Source organism: Thermus scotoductus DSM 8553, assembly GCF_000381045.1.
Lineage (GTDB): Bacteria > Deinococcota > Deinococci > Deinococcales > Thermaceae > Thermus > Thermus scotoductus.
This window is the reverse complement of sequence record NZ_KB905752.1, coordinates 1-13,980: the sequence shown is the minus strand read 5'-3', so window position 1 is coordinate 13,980 and position 13,980 is coordinate 1. Positions and strand designations below refer to the sequence as shown.

Sequence of the window (13,980 nt, the reverse complement as noted above, 5' to 3'; positions counted from 1 at the left end):
ACCACACCCTGCCCCTAGGGAATGCGCCGGCTGGTGCGGTTTCCAGCGGCGTCCACCGCAAGCAGCACAGCCCCGGCCGGCACCTCCGCGGAAAAGGCCACCGTGGCCTCCTTGGGAAGGGAAAGGGGATTAAAACGACCGCCTACCCGCACCACCACCCGGTCCACCTGGACGTTGTCCTCCACCCTTCCATAAACCCGGTACAAGCTCCCCTCCCGCTCCACCCGCTCCACCACGATGCGGGGAGGCGCTGCATCCAGCACCAGGGGGACCCGCTTTTCCCCCCGGTTTCCCCGGGCATCCTCCGCTTCCAGGAGAAGCTCCACCTTCCCGGAGGCCGGGGCCTGCAGGCGGAAGCGAAACTGAGCCAGCCGCTTACCCACCTCCCCAGAGGAAAGGACCTCTTGTCCGTTCGCCCGCACGCTCACCACCCCCGAGGGGTCAAAGGCGTAGCCCTCCGCCACCAGGCTTCTCCCCGGCGCCACCCCACCCCCCAGGGGGGTCACCAAGCCCACCTGGGGCGGCTCCGTGTCCGGCCGGGCGCAGGCGGTGAGGAAGACAAGGAGAAAAACCAAAGGGGGATGCCTAAGCATCCCCTCTATCCTAAGCTAGACCTTAGCGCAGGTACACCCGAGGGCCGAGGTTGGCCCCAAAAGCAAACTGCTGGGAGTTGAAGGAATAGCTGAGAGTAGGCTCTAAACGTACGCTCAGGGGGCCTTGGATGGGAAATTCAAGACCCACGAGGGCCCGGGCACCGAAATCAGTGAGTCCCCCGACTCCCACTAGGCCCAAGCCCACCCCCACATCCAGGCGCAGAGGAGCCGTCTCTAGGGGAAGGGGGAAGAGGACATCCGCCGCCACACCGAAGCCGGTGATGGACCCTGAGGGGAGGTTTACGAAGAAGATGCTGGCGGATGCCCGCAGATCCAAGGGGCCAAGCACCTGGGTCGCTCCAGCCGCTACCTGAGCAGACAGGCCAAAGGAAGGGGCAAGAGTGACCCCTCCCGAGAGAGCCTCACCGAAAAGGCGAGGCTGCTGGGCCCAGGCCAGGCCAAGGGCTAGAACAGCTAAAACGGCTAGTTTCCGCATACTTTTCCTCCCTTTGGGGATTTCCATAAATCCCCAGTTCAAAAGTACATCCTGAGAATTGTCAAGTCAAGTGGTGTAGAGGGCATTGATGCGCACATACCCCTCGGTAAGGTCGCATCCCCAGGCCTCCGCGGCAAAGGGACCTTGGACTAGGTCTATCTCCACCACCACCTCCTCCGCCCGCATGGCCTGGCTTGCCGCCTCCCGGTCAAAGGGGAGGGCCCCGCCCTCGTAGAGGGGGATCCCCTGTAGGGCGATGCGCACCCGAAGGGGATCAAACCGGGCCCCAGAGTTCCCCAAAGCCGCCAGAATCCGGCCCCAGTTGGGATCGTTTCCGTAAAGGGCGCTCTTCCAAAGAGCACTTCCCGCTATGGTCCTTGCCGCCCGCCTGGCCTCCTCCTCCGTGCCTGCCCCCACCACCCGCACGGTCATGAGCTTGGTGGCTCCCTCCCCATCCCGGGCGATCCTCCTGGCCAGGTCCTGGGCCACCCCCTCCAGGGCGGAAAAGAAGGCCTTCATAGGCACCTCCCCAAAGGCTCCGTTGGCCATCACCAAGGCCAGGTCGTTGGTGGAGGTGTCCCCGTCCACGGTAACCTGGTTGAAGGTGCGGTCAACAACATTCCGCCAGGCTTCCCGCAAGATGCCTTGGGGAATCGCCGCATCGGTCACTATAAAGGCCAGCATGGTGGCCATGTTGGGATGGATCATCCCACTGCCCTTGGCGATACCCACGATCCTCGCCCCCTCCACCTCGGCCTCCGCTACCTTAGGAACTAAGTCCGTGGTGAGGATAGCCTCGGCAAAGGCATCGGCGTAGGGGGTAAGTTCTATCTGGGGCAAACCTGTTTCCACCTTTTCCACGGGAAGGGGAACCCCGATGACCCCCGTGGAAGCAGTCAAGACCTCCTCCACGGGCACTCCCAGGCGCAGGGCAGCAACCTCGGCCATGCGGCGATCGTCCAAAAAGCCCCGCTCCCCGGTGGCGCAGTTGGCGTTGCCGGCGTTGACCACCACCGCCCGCAACGCACCTCCTTGGGCATAAAGGGCCCTACCCCGGTGAATGGAAGGTGCGGCAGCCCGGTTCTGCGTGGCCACATAGGCCCAGGAAGCGGGAAGGCCGGAAACCAACAAGGCCAGATCAGGCTTGCCGGAAGGCTTGATGCCCGCCCGGGTAGCCCCGGCGCGAAAACCCCGGGGAAGCCTTACGGCCATAGACCCTCCTTGGGAAGTGCGGTCTCCTCAGGCAGATCCAGCATCAGGTTCAGGTTCTGCACCGCCTGCCCCGCCATCCCCTTCACCAGGTTGTCCAAGGCGGCAAACACCATAACACGCCCCGTTCTCGCTTCAAAAAGAGGCTTCACATCCACCCGGTTGGAAGCATAGGTGCCCTTGGTTTCCGGCAAGGCCTCGGTGACCCGCACAAAAGGTTCCTGGGCGTAGAAGTCCTGGTAAAGCTCGTCCAGGGCCTTCTGGCTCCAGTTCCCTTCCACCTCCGCCTCCACCGTGACCAAGATGCCCCGGGTCATGGGTACCAGGTGGGGGACGAAGGAAAGGCGCACCTCTCCCAGGGGCCCATGGGTGCGCACCGGGCGCCCCTGGGCCAAAAGGCGGCCCAGGTTCCTTTCCATCTCCGGTATATGGCGATGGACACCCCCCACCTTGTAGGGCTTAAGGTTCTCGTTCACCTCGGCAAAAAAGGTACCCTCCCCCTCCCTGCCCGCCCCGGAGACCCCGCTTAAACCCACCACAAAGGCCCCCCGCAGGACACCTTCCGCCGCCAGAGGGGCCAAGGCCAAGGTGGTGGCCGTCACGTAACACCCGGGGTTGGCCACCAGGCGCGCCCCCCCAAGCTCCTTCCGATGCAGCTCGGGAAGGCCATAGACTGCCTCCCGGTAAAGCCCTGAGCTCTTGTGGGGGATCCCGTACCAGGATTCGTAAACCTCCGGAGGAAGCCGGTAGTCCCCGGAGAGGTCTATGACCCGTTTACCCTCCTTCAAGGCCCTTGGAGCAAGCTCCATGGCAAGCCCGTTGGGCAAGGCCAAAAAGACCACATCCGCCTGCTCCAGTACTTCCTCCAGGGTGGCAAAAAGCCCTTTATCCCATAGCTGGGGCCAGGCGGAGGAAAGGGGTTTCCCCTCGTGTTTGCGGCTGCTAAACCCTACCAGCTCCACCCCGGGGTGGGCCTTAAGCAGGCGAATCAGCTCCCCTCCCCCATACCCCGAGGCCCCGATGATCCCCACCCTTACCACGGCACCTCCAAAGGAATGTCAGGGAAGGCCAAGGGAGCCAGTTTTTCCCCAGGGGAAAGCCAAAGCTGCTCCCGGTAGTGGTCGCCCGCAGGACCCCGGAAGACCAAGAGGCGGCTCTGAGTTAAATCCTGTACCCAAACCTCCAGAACCCCTCCCTGGGCGTAAAGGGGAACCTTTCTTCCTAAGTCGTATTCCAAGCTGGTGTCCGCGACCTCTATTGCCAAGAGCACCTCATCGGGAACAGGATAGCGCTCCCGGTAATCCTTCAACTGGCACAGAAGGAGATCAGGTTCCAGATAGGTGTCTGGCGGAATAGTGAAAGGACCTTGTATCCGCACCCGGGCCCTGCCCGAAAAGGTGCGAAGGAGCACTTCTGCCCACCGATCCACCAAATCCGCATGACGGGATCCAATAGGTGCCATCTGGTATATCTCCCCCCTCAAAAGCTCCACACCCCGCTCGGGCAGGGGAAGCCGTAGAAACTCCTCGAGGGAGAAGCGGTAGGGCCGGACCATACCCCTAGCTTAGCAGGCACAGGAGGACGGCCTTAGCGGTGTGGAGACGGTTTTCCGCCTGGTCAAAGACCCGGCTCCGCGGCCCGTGCACCGCCTCCTCGGTGGTTTCCTCCCCGTAGTGGGCGGGCAGACAATGCAGGAAGATACCCTTGGGCCTTAGGAGACGCAAGAGCTCCCCGTTTACCTGGAAGCCATTAAAATCCCTAAGCCTCTTCTCCCGCTCCTCCTCCTGGCCCATGCTGGTCCAGACATCCGTGTAAAGGGCGTGGGCACCCGAGGCTGCCTCCTTAGGGTCATAGGTGAAAAAGGCCCCCGCCTTTTGCAAAAGGCTGGGGTCGGGCTCGTACCCTTTGGGCGTGGCCACCCGCATCCGCAAGCCCACCAGGGGAGCCACCTCAAGAAGGGAGTTCAGCACGTTGTTGCCATCCCCCACCCAGGCCACCTCGAGGCCCTCCCATCCCCCAAAGGCCTCCTTCAAGGTGAGGAGGTCCGCCAGAGCCTGCAAGGGATGGGCCCAGTCGGAAAGGGCATTGATCACCGGGATGCGGGCGTGGCGGGCGAGTTCCTCCACGGTCTCGTGCCGGTATACGCGAGCGGCGATCCCCTCCACGAAGCGCTCCAGGTTCTTGGCTATGTCCCTCACAGGCTCACGCTCGCCGATGCCCACCTGTTTCTGGTCCAGGTAGACGGCGTGCCCTCCCAGGTGAAGCATGGCCACCTCGAGGGTGGTGCGGGTGCGCAAGGAGGGCTTCTCAAAGAGAAGGGCCAGGACCTTTCCCTTAAGGTCCTCCCCGCGGTAGCGCTCCCTTTTCAGCCTCTCCGCCAAGGCCAAAAGCGCCTCGATCTCCTGGCGACCGTAGGCCGAGAAGTCCAAAAGATCCTTGGGCCGGGTGAGGGCGTCTCCCACCATGAGGCTTATAGGATAGCGCAACCGTGCAAACTTATGCAAGGCCCTCACCCCTCCTCTCCCAAGGGGCCGTGGGTTGAAGCGGCCTGCCACCCAAAAGTAAACTGAGGCCGCCTCCGAGCCCGGATAGACCCCATGGGCCTTCCGGGCCGGGCTTATGGCCCCGGGGTGGTGGGGGCAACCCCGCCGCCTGCCGCGGTTGCAAAGGAGGTGGCAAGGTGAAGATTTTCCCGCTCGCAGTTCTATCGGTGTGGGCAGTCCTATGGGGGGCTGGCCTGGCCCAGGCCCAGGTACGGGTGGTGGCCGCTGCGGATCTACAGTACGCCCTGACGGAGATCGCCCGAGCCTTTGAGGCCAAAAACCCAGGAATCAAGGTTTCCTTGAGCTTCGGCTCCTCGGGAAAGTTTTATACCCAGCTGGTCCAGGGCCTCGAGGCGGACCTGTACTTCTCCGCGGAAAGGCTCTACCCCGAGCTCCTGGAAAAAAAAGGCCTGGCGGAGGCCGGAACCCGCAGGCCCTACGCCATCGGGCGCATGGTCATCTGGCTGGACCGGAAGTTGGGCCTTGAGCCTAGCCCCGAGGCCCTCAAGGACCCCAGGATCACCCGGCTGGCCATCGCCAACCCGGTGCATGCTCCTTACGGCCGGGCCGCCGTCACCCTCCTGGAACATTACGGCCTTCTAAGGCGCCGGGCCGATGCCCCGCTTCCCGGCTTGAAGAAACCCTTTCCCAACCTCTCCTGGGAGGAGATTCCCTGGGAACGCCTCTCCCAGGGGGTGGAGGCCTACTGGGATGCCACGCCCCTCCGCCAGGGCAAGCCCCGCTTTGAGTTCGTGTACGGGGAGAACATCTCCCACACCGCCCAGCTGGCCCTAAGCGCCACCCAGGCCGGCATCCTGGCCCTCTCCCTGGCGGTGCACGAAAGCCTTTCCCGCCCCGGGGTGTACTGGCTCGCCCCCTTGGGAAGCCACCTCGCCTTGGAGCAGGACTACGTGATCCTGAAAGGGAGGAAGCGGCCCGAGGTGATGGCCTTCTACACCTTCGTGGGAAGCCCTGAGGCCCGGCGTATCTTCCAGCGATACGGTTTCCTCCTACCCGGGGAGTAGCATGGACCCCTCCTTCTGGATTGCCCTTCGCCTTTCCTTAGAGGTGGCCCTTCTCGCCTCCTTCCTCCTCCTCCTCGTGGGCGTTCCCCTGGCCTGGCTTCTGGCCTTTCGCCGCTTCCCAGGCAAATCCATCCTGGAGGCCATCTTCCTCCTACCCCTGGTCCTGCCCCCCACGGTGCTGGGCTTTTATGTCCTACTCTTTCTGGGCCCCGAGGGACCCTGGGTCCGAATCACCGGCCTCTCCTGGGCCTTCCGCTTTGAAGGCCTGGTCTTCGCCAGCGTCCTTTTCAGCCTGCCCTTTGCCCTCACCGCCTACCGGGAGGCTTTTTTGGCCTTGGACCGCAATCTTCTGGACGTAGCCCGCACCTTGGGAAGCCCCTGGTGGAAGGTCTGGAGCAAGGTGGTGTTCCCTCTCGTGTGGCCCGGGCTGCTATCCGGCACGCTTCTGGCCTTTGCCCACACCCTGGGGGAGTTCGGGGTGGTTCTCATGGTAGGGGGCTCCATCCCCGGGAAAACCCAGATGGTGAGCATCTACATCTACGATCTGGTACAGGCCCTGCGCTTTGAGGAAGCGGCCCGGGCCTCCTTGGTCCTCCTGGGCCTCAGCCTGGCCCTCCTGGTGCTGGTACGGCTATTGGAAGCTAAGGGGCGGGCATGGAAGTCCACTACCGCATAAGGAAACCCATCGCCCTCGAGGTCCGCTTCCGCATCCAGGGCTTCACCGTGCTCCTCGGGGAAAGCGGGGTGGGCAAGACCACGCTCCTCAAGGCTCTGGCGGGCCTGGTGCCCGCCGAGGGCAGGCCCTATGGGGGCCTTCCCCCCGAAAGACGGCCCGTAGGCTACCTGCCCCAGGACCTGGCCCTCTTCCCCCACATGACCGCTTGGGAGAACGTGGCCTTTCCTCTGAGGGGGGGAAACCGGAAGGAAAGGGCGCTCGCCCTTCTGAACCGGGTAGGGCTCTTGGAGCACGCCCACAAGCGCCCGAACCAGCTTTCCGGCGGCCAGAAACAACGGGTGGCCCTCGCCCGGGCTTTGGCCAGGAACCCGGAGATCCTCCTTCTGGACGAGCCCACCAGCGCCTTGGATCCCCTCACCAAGGACCAGGTTCTGGGGGAGCTGGTGGAACTCATCCGCCGGGAAGGAATCCCCACCCTGGCGGTGAGCCACGACCCTATCCTGGCCCGCATGGCCGACTGGCTTGTGGTGATGGGGTCAGGAACCATCCTGCAAGAAGGCCCGCCCGAGGAAGTGTACTCCGCCCCAAGCCAGCTTCTGGTGGCCAGGCTGCTGGGCTACGAAAACCTATTCCCGGCCTGCATAGAACCTGGGGGCGTGGAGGTCAACAGGGTTCATCTCCGCCTTTCCCTCCCCCCCTGGGCCCAGCCCGGGGATACCGCCTGGGTGGGCATCCGGGCCGAGGAGGTCATCGTGGTGCGCCAGGACCGGCCTCCACCCCTGGAAAACATCCTAGAGGGCGTGCTGGTAAGCCTTCATCCCGAAGGCCTCGCCTACCGGGGCGTGTTCCAGGGATCCATCCGCTTGCAGATCCTGCTTCCCAGGCACGTCCAGGCCCGGTTGAACCTGCACCCCGGGCAGAGACTCCAGGTGGTCCTTAAGCCCCATTACCTTCACCTGATGCCGGGCCAGATGGACTAACCCTTCCTCCCCGAGGCCAAACTTGTTGATGACTCCCTTCAGGAAAAAGCGGGCCCGGTCCCGGGAAAACCCCAGGGCCTGGGCCAAGGCCCCCACCCTCGGGGGAATCCCGTTTCCCACCGCCCACAACACTGCCTTTTCCCCTGGAAGGAGCCGCAGGCCCACCCGTCCCTCAAGGCCTGAAGCCAAGGTCCTGGGATCGTCCCGACGGGTGAGGAAGATCATGCCCCAAGGGTCATAGGCCCTAAGCCCCCAAGGGGTAGTCCAAAGAAGCACCTCGCCCTTTTCCATCTGGTCCAGCCCCGCCAGGGCCAGGCCACGGCCTTCCTTCCAGTACACCTTCCAACCCGCTGGGCCAAGCGCCCCGTGCACCAGGGCATAAAGCTGCAAACTTTCCGTGTACACCACTGCTTCCAAGATTCTCCCCTCCTCTTGCCCAAAGAGCCTTTGCCCAACTCAAGCGACGATCTTCAGGGCAAAAGGAGGGGAGCGGGGAGAAAAAGCCCTTCCCTGGGGTTCCGGATAGCCGGGCACGGGGGCAACCCTGGCCCGGAGCTCCCGCACCAGCGCAGGAGGCGCCACCTCCCCTATGGGGGGCAGACCTGGAGAGACCTGCAGGCCACAGAAGAGGGAGTGGTCCACCTCCCTCTCCTCCCCAGGGGCCTGGCAGAGATCCGTCCGGAGGCCGGGGTTTTGCACCTGCATGAGGTACATCTGCAGGGCCACCCCGGTGGAGGCGGTGAGGGTGAGGAGGAGGTAGAGGAATACCAGAAACCCCCGTACAGAACCCCTCGAGGGCATGGCTGCAGTATAGCCTTCGCCCTCGGGTAAAGTGAAGGGGTATGGCCGTGCGCGGCACCAAGGACCTTTTCGGCAAAGAGCTAAGGCTCCACCAGCACATCGTGGCCACCGCCCGCCGGGTGCTGGAGGCGGCGGGGGCCCTGGAACTCATCACCCCGGTGTTTGAGGAAACCCAGGTCTTCGAGAAGGGGGTGGGGATCTCCACCGACATCGTCAGGAAGGAGATGTTCACCTTCCAGGACCGGGGTGGGCGTTCCCTCACCCTACGCCCCGAGGGCACCGCAGCCATGGTGCGGGCCTATCTAGAACACGGGATGAAGGTCTGGCCCCAGCCCGTGAGGCTCTGGATGGCGGGGCCCATGTTCCGGGCGGAGCGCCCCCAGAAGGGGCGCTACCGCCAGTTCCACCAGGTAAACTACGAGGCACTGGGCTCGGAAAGCCCCATCCTGGATGCGGAGGCCGTGGTGCTCCTGTATGAAAGCCTTAAGGAGCTCGGCTTGAGGCGCCTCACCGTCAAGCTCTCCTCCGTGGGGGACCCCGAGGACCGGGCCCGCTACAACGCCTATCTACGGGAGGTCCTCTCCCCCCACCGGGAGGCCCTCTCCCAGGATTCCCAGGAGCGCCTGGAGCTCAACCCCATGCGCATCCTGGACTCCAAGAGCGAGCAAGACCAGGCCCTCCTTAAGGAGCTCAACATCCGGCCCATGCTGGACTTCCTGGGGGAGGAAGCGAAGGCCCATCTGAAGGCGGTGGAACGCCATCTGGAAAGGCTTTCCGTGCCCTACGAACTGGACCCAACCCTGGTGCGGGGCCTGGATTACTACGTGCGTACCGCCTTCGAGGTGCACCATGCGGAGATCGGGGCGCAGAGCGCCCTGGGGGGTGGGGGAAGGTACGACGGGCTTTCCGAGCTCCTGGGGGGGCCGAGGGTACCCGGGGTGGGTTTCGCCTTCGGGGTGGAGAGGGTGGCCCTGGCCCTCGAGGCGGAGGGCTTTAGCCTCTTGGAGGAGAAGGGGCCCGATGTCTACCTGATCCCCCTCACGGAGGAAGCCGTGGCCGAGGCCTTTTATCTGGCGGAGGCCTTGAGGCCCCGCATCCGGGCGGAGTACGCCCTTAGTCCCAAGAAGCCCGGCAAAGGCGTGGAGGAAGCCCTGAAGCGGAATGCGGCCTTCGTGGGCTTCTTGGGGGAGGATGAGTTAAAGACCGGTGAGGTCACCTTGAAGCGCCTCGCCACTGGGGAACAGGTGCGCCTTCCCCAAAGGGAGGCCCTGGGCTTCCTCCTTTCCGCCCTGGCGTGAGAATCCGTTAAGATTTGGGGGATTATGCGCCGTACCCACTTCGCCGGAAGCCTAAGGGAAGAACACGTGGGGGAGGAGGTGGTCCTCGAGGGGTGGATAAACCGCCGCCGGGACCTGGGGGGGCTCATCTTCCTGGACCTCCGGGACCGCGAGGGCTTGGTCCAGCTGGTGGCCCACCCGGAAAGCCCCGCCTACAAGGAAGCGGAACGGGTCCGCTCGGAGTGGGTGGTGCGGGCCAGGGGCACCGTGCGCCTACGCCCGGAGCCTAACCCCCGCCTGCCCACCGGAGCGGTGGAGGTGGCCCTTACCTCCCTCGAGGTCCTCTCCGAGGCCAGAACACCCCCCTTCCCCGTGGACGCCGGCTGGCGGGGAGAGGAGGAAAAGGAGGTTTCCGAAGACCTCAGGCTCAGGTACCGCTACCTGGACCTGCGCCGGAGGAAAATGCAGGAAAACCTGCGCCTCCGCCATCGGGTCATCAAGGCCATCTGGGACTTCCTGGACCGGGAGGGCTTCATCCAGGTGGAAACCCCCTTCCTGACCAAAAGCACCCCGGAAGGGGCCCGGGATTTCCTGGTGCCCTACCGCCAGCAACCCGGCCTTTTCTACGCCCTTCCCCAGTCGCCCCAGCTTTTCAAGCAAATGCTCATGGTGGCGGGTTTTGACCGCTACTTCCAGATCGCCCGCTGCTTCCGCGACGAGGACCTACGGGCCGACCGCCAGCCCGACTTCACCCAGATGGACCTGGAGATGAGCTTCGTGGAGGTGGAGGATATCCTGGAGCTTAACGAAAGGCTCATGGCCCACGTGTTCCAGGAAGCCCTGGGGGTGGAGCTTCCCCTCCCCTTCCCCCGCCTCACTTACCAGGAGGCCATGGAGCGCTTCGGCTCGGACAAACCCGACACCCGCTTCGGCCTGGAGCTCAAGGAGGTGGGGCACCTCTTCCGGGAAAGCGAGTTTCAGGTTTTCCGGGAGGCGGAAAGGGTAAAGGCCCTGGCGGTGCCCGAGGCCCTATCCCGCAAGGAGATCGCCGACTTGGAGGAGCTGGCCAAGCGCCACGGGGCCAAGGGCTTGGCCTTTGCCCGGGTGGAGGAGGGAGGCTTCGCAGGCGGGGCCGCCAGGTTTCTGGAGCCCGTGCGGCAAAGCCTTCTGGAGGCCACGGAAGCCACTCCGGGGGACACCCTTCTCTTCGTGGCCGGGCCGGCCAAGGTGGCGGCCACCGCCTTGGGGCAGGTGCGGCTTAAGCTGGCGGAGGTCTTAGACCTCCCCAGGGAGGGCTTCCGGTTCCTATGGGTGGTGGACTTCCCCCTTCTGGAGTGGGACGAGGAAAGGGGCCAGTACACCTACATGCACCATCCCTTTACCAGCCCTCATCCCGAGGACCTACCCCTCTTGGATACCGATCCTGGGAAGGTGCGGGCCTTGGCCTACGACCTGGTGCTGAACGGCACCGAGGTGGGGGGTGGATCCATCCGCATCCACGATCCAAAGCTGCAGGCCAAGATGTTCCGCATCCTGGGCATTGCGGAGGAGGAGCAGCGGGAAAAGTTCGGGTTCTTTCTGGAGGCCCTGGAGTACGGAGCCCCACCCCACGGCGGCATCGCCTGGGGCCTAGACCGCCTCCTGGCCCTCATGACCTCTAGCCCCTCCATCCGCGAGGTCATCGCCTTCCCCAAGAACAAGGAGGGCAAAGACCCCCTTACCGGGGCCCCAAGCCCGGTGTCCGAGGAGCAGCTTCGGGAACTCGGCCTCATGGTGATCGCCCATGGCTAGGATTCCCTACGTGATCGTGGACGCCTTCGCCTCCACCCCGGGGGCCGGGAACCGGGTAGCCATCGTGCTGGACGCCCGGGGCATGGACCTGGAGGAGATGCGAAGCCTAGCCCGGCGCCTGGGCGAACCGGAAACCGCCTTCGTAACGGAAAGGCAAGGGACCCTGTTCGCCGTGCGCTTCTTCACCCCTTCGGGAGAAGTGGAGTTCTCCGGCCACGCCGCCATAGCCCTGGGCCTCACCCTGGTGCGCCTGGGCCTGGCTCCCGAGGGCAGCAAGCGGCTTTTCCTGCACACCCCCACGGAGGCCCTGCCGGTGGAGATCCTGTACGAGGCCGGAGAACCCCGCAAGGCCCTGGTGAGGGGTCCCGCCCCGAGGTTCCGGGACCTGCCCCCTTACCAGGTGCTTAAGGAGGTCCTCGAGGCCCTGGGCTCAGACGAACGTTACCTGCACCGCGGCCTGCCTTACGGCATCGCCTACACCGGGCTTTGGAGCCTCTTCGTCCCCCTTGTTGCGCCCGGGGTGGTGGATGCCCTGGAGCCAGAGATGAAGACCCTGGCCGAACTTTCCCACCAGCTGGAGGTGGCCACCGTCCATGCCTACGCCCCCATGGGCCCAAGGAGCTTCTACGCCCGGGACTTCGCCCCCCTTCTCGGCATCCCGGAAGACCCGGTGACGGGTTCCGCCAACGCCGCCTTGGGTGCCCTCCTGGCCCGGGCGGGGGTGGTGCCCAAGCGGGAAGGCCGGGTGATGCTCACCATCTACCAGGGCCACCGCCTGGGCAACCCCGGGGTGGTGGAGGTGGTGGTGGAGTACAGCCCCACAGGCCTGCCCTATGGGGTCCAGATCGGCGGGGAGGCGGTACAGGTTCTTGCCGGGGAACTCTGATGGTGCAGCTGGTCTTCGTGGACGTGGATGGCACCCTGGTGGGCAAGGAGGGGGTGCCGGCGTGCGTATGGCCGGCGGTGGAGGCCCTTCAGAGCCAGGGCGTGCGGCTTAGCCTCATCACCGGCAGGCCGGGCCGGGGCCATGCCCTGGCCTACGCCCGCAGGCTGGACCCCATGGGCCTCCACGTGTTCGAGTCGGGGGCGGTGGTCCTGGCGTTTTCCCGGGATCCCCACTCCCCTCCCGCCCACCCCCTCCTGGTGGAAGCCCTGCCCCAAGAGGCGGCCCGGGAAGCCATCCGCCTGGCCCGCAGGCTCGGGCTTCCCCTCGAGGGCTACACCGCCGATGGGGGCTTCTTCATAGAGGGGGATAGCCCTCTCCTAAAGGCCCACCAGGAACTCCTGGGCGTGGTGGCCGAGGAAGCGGACCTGCTAAGGCTTCCTGCCCCTTTGGTCCGCCTCCAGGTACTGGCCGAGGCCCAAGCTCCCCTGGGCGCCCTCATGGACCCCTTGCCCCAGGAACTCCAGGCCCACGTGGCGGAAAGCCCCAGGATGCCCGGGGTGCGCTTCGTCTCCCTGACCAAGCGGGGGGTGAGCAAGCTCTCGGCCGCCCGGTTTGTGGCGGAAAGCTACGGCCTGACCCTGGCCCAATGCGCCATGGTGGGGGATGGGGAAAACGACCTGGAACTCATCCAAGGAGTGGGCCTAGGCATCGCCATGGGGAACGCTTCGCCCCAGGTCAAGAAGGTGGCCCAACGGGTGGTGGCTCCCGTGGAGGCATGCGGTTTGGCGGAGGCTCTTGCCAGCCTATTACCGGCAATACGAGAAGCGCGCCGGGGCCACAATGCGTAACTCCAGGAGGCGAAACCCCGCTCCCTCCCAACTTCCCTCCACCTCCACCGCCATCCCGGGAACCAGAAGGGCCATCCAGGGGGAGGAGCCAAGGAGGGGAACGCCGCCCACCAAGAGCGCCTGCCCATCGCTGAAGGTGACCTGACCGTAGAAGCGTTGCAAGCCCTGGTCGGAAGGAGAAAAGACCAGAAGCTCCCTTTGGACCGTTGCCTCAGCGGCGCGCAACAAAACCCAGTACCCCAGGCCCAGCTGAGCCAGGGCGGAGATCCCCACCGCTACCCCCACCCCGAGGAGCAGCCTATTCCGGAAGCCCCAGGCCATACCCTCCTGCCCCCGCTGACGCTCACGTCCACCAAGGTGCTCCCCGCATGGTGGACCTGCAGGGTTCGCTCCTGGCCGTTCAGGATCAGGGTCACCTGGGTTGCCCCCTCGGCGGACACCAGGCGTTAGGGTTCACCTCCCATGCCCAGGGTAGGGAACAGAGGTAAATGCCAGGCAACCACCTCAAGGCCCCTTTAGAGAAAAGAGGGGGTGTGGGGGAGCTATAATCCCCGGTTTTCAAACCGGGGATACATGGACTCCCCCACGTCCCAGACTTGACCGCTATACCGCATAGAGCCCCAGGAAGCGCAGGGCGGAGAGGGGGTTGAAGGAGAAGGCCTCCAAGGCCGCCTTCTTCTCCCTGACCCCTTGGCGGTGAAGCATGGAGACCAGAAAGGCCCGGAGGGCCGCCAAGACCTGTGCCCCCACCCCCCGCACCTGGCAGGCATCCTCGTGGAGGAGAACGTCCCGTACCCAAAAGGACCGGTTCTCTACCTCCCACCGGTAAAGGAGAAGCTCCCCAAGCCGCCTCGC

The 13,980-nt window shown here is 64.8% G+C and carries 15 protein-coding genes, 1 pseudogene and 1 riboswitch; of the genes and pseudogenes, 7 read left to right on the top strand and 9 right to left on the bottom strand.

What is annotated here, in order from left to right:
• Positions 1-14: 14 nt before the first annotated feature.
• From F604_RS0108575 to argF, 6 genes are all read right to left on the bottom strand, one after another.
• A complete protein-coding gene (locus F604_RS0108575; protein ID WP_019551296.1) occupies positions 15-593 on the bottom strand; it encodes a hypothetical protein in 579 nt (192 codons plus the stop codon).
• Between the two features lie 22 nt (positions 594-615).
• On the bottom strand, positions 616-942 hold the full coding sequence (locus tag F604_RS12425) for a hypothetical protein (RefSeq protein WP_248644159.1): 327 nt from the start codon (positions 940-942) through the stop codon (positions 616-618).
• Positions 943-1,155: 213 nt separating this feature from the next.
• A complete protein-coding gene (argJ, locus tag F604_RS0108565) occupies positions 1,156-2,301 on the bottom strand; it encodes a bifunctional glutamate N-acetyltransferase/amino-acid acetyltransferase ArgJ (RefSeq protein WP_019551294.1) in 1,146 nt (381 codons plus the stop codon).
• Complete coding sequence (argC, locus tag F604_RS0108560; protein WP_172640123.1) at positions 2,292-3,329, bottom strand: N-acetyl-gamma-glutamyl-phosphate reductase; 1,038 nt, start codon at positions 3,327-3,329, stop codon at positions 2,292-2,294. Before argC ends, argJ begins: the two co-directional genes overlap by 10 nt.
• A gap of 2 nt (positions 3,330-3,331) precedes the next feature.
• Positions 3,332-3,853 (bottom strand): Uma2 family endonuclease, encoded by a 522-nt coding sequence (locus F604_RS0108555; RefSeq protein WP_019551293.1) that lies wholly within the window; start codon positions 3,851-3,853, stop codon positions 3,332-3,334.
• 4 nt (positions 3,854-3,857) lie between these two features.
• Positions 3,858-4,763 carry an ornithine carbamoyltransferase gene (argF, locus tag F604_RS0108550; protein ID WP_019551292.1) on the bottom strand — a complete coding sequence of 302 codons (906 nt, stop codon included), beginning with the start codon at positions 4,761-4,763 and terminating at the stop codon, positions 3,858-3,860.
• Between the two features lie 99 nt (positions 4,764-4,862).
• Positions 4,863-4,986, top strand: a riboswitch (molybdenum cofactor riboswitch).
• Here argF and modA point away from each other — a divergent pair.
• The 3 genes from modA (at position 4,985) to F604_RS0108535 (ending at position 7,522) form a co-directional block, all read left to right on the top strand.
• Positions 4,985-5,866, top strand: a complete 882-nt coding sequence (gene modA / locus F604_RS0108545) for a molybdate ABC transporter substrate-binding protein (RefSeq protein WP_026329085.1) — start codon at positions 4,985-4,987, stop codon at positions 5,864-5,866. (Overlaps the previous riboswitch by 2 nt.)
• Before the next feature lies 1 nt (position 5,867).
• Entirely contained in the window at positions 5,868-6,542 is a 675-nt protein-coding gene (gene modB / locus F604_RS0108540) for a molybdate ABC transporter permease subunit (RefSeq protein ID WP_019551291.1), read from the top strand.
• Entirely contained in the window at positions 6,521-7,522 is a 1,002-nt protein-coding gene (locus F604_RS0108535; RefSeq protein WP_019551290.1) for an ABC transporter ATP-binding protein, read from the top strand. Before modB ends, F604_RS0108535 begins: the two co-directional genes overlap by 22 nt.
• A 456-nt stretch (positions 7,523-7,978) precedes the next feature.
• Here the strand turns inward: F604_RS0108535 and F604_RS0108525 are convergent, their stop codons facing one another.
• Entirely contained in the window at positions 7,979-8,323 is a 345-nt protein-coding gene (locus F604_RS0108525) for a hypothetical protein (protein WP_015717424.1), read from the bottom strand.
• A gap of 41 nt (positions 8,324-8,364) precedes the next feature.
• Here F604_RS0108525 and hisS point away from each other — a divergent pair, with 41 nt between their 5' ends.
• The 4 genes from hisS to F604_RS0108505 are packed head-to-tail and all read left to right on the top strand — an operon-like array spanning position 8,365 to position 13,125.
• Positions 8,365-9,621 carry a histidine--tRNA ligase gene (gene hisS, locus F604_RS0108520; RefSeq protein WP_019551288.1) on the top strand — a complete coding sequence of 419 codons (1,257 nt, stop codon included), beginning with the start codon at positions 8,365-8,367 and terminating at the stop codon, positions 9,619-9,621.
• A gap of 24 nt (positions 9,622-9,645) precedes the next feature.
• Positions 9,646-11,391 carry an aspartate--tRNA ligase gene (gene aspS, locus F604_RS0108515; RefSeq protein ID WP_019551287.1) on the top strand — a complete coding sequence of 582 codons (1,746 nt, stop codon included), beginning with the start codon at positions 9,646-9,648 and terminating at the stop codon, positions 11,389-11,391.
• Positions 11,384-12,277 (top strand): PhzF family phenazine biosynthesis protein, encoded by an 894-nt coding sequence (locus tag F604_RS0108510; RefSeq protein ID WP_019551286.1) that lies wholly within the window; start codon positions 11,384-11,386, stop codon positions 12,275-12,277. Before aspS ends, F604_RS0108510 begins: the two co-directional genes overlap by 8 nt.
• Positions 12,277-13,125 carry an HAD family hydrolase gene (locus F604_RS0108505; protein WP_019551285.1) on the top strand — a complete coding sequence of 283 codons (849 nt, stop codon included), beginning with the start codon at positions 12,277-12,279 and terminating at the stop codon, positions 13,123-13,125. Before F604_RS0108510 ends, F604_RS0108505 begins: the two co-directional genes overlap by 1 nt.
• Here the strand turns inward: F604_RS0108505 and F604_RS0108500 are convergent.
• Together F604_RS0108500 and F604_RS0108495 are read right to left on the bottom strand one after the other, a co-directional pair.
• Positions 13,084-13,446: a hypothetical protein gene (locus F604_RS0108500; RefSeq protein WP_019551284.1), complete on the bottom strand. Its 363-nt coding sequence runs from the start codon at positions 13,444-13,446 to the stop codon at positions 13,084-13,086. The genes F604_RS0108505 and F604_RS0108500 overlap by 42 nt on opposite strands.
• Before the next feature lie 282 nt (positions 13,447-13,728).
• Positions 13,729-13,980: pseudogene (locus tag F604_RS0108495) on the bottom strand (transposase); the annotation flags it as partial.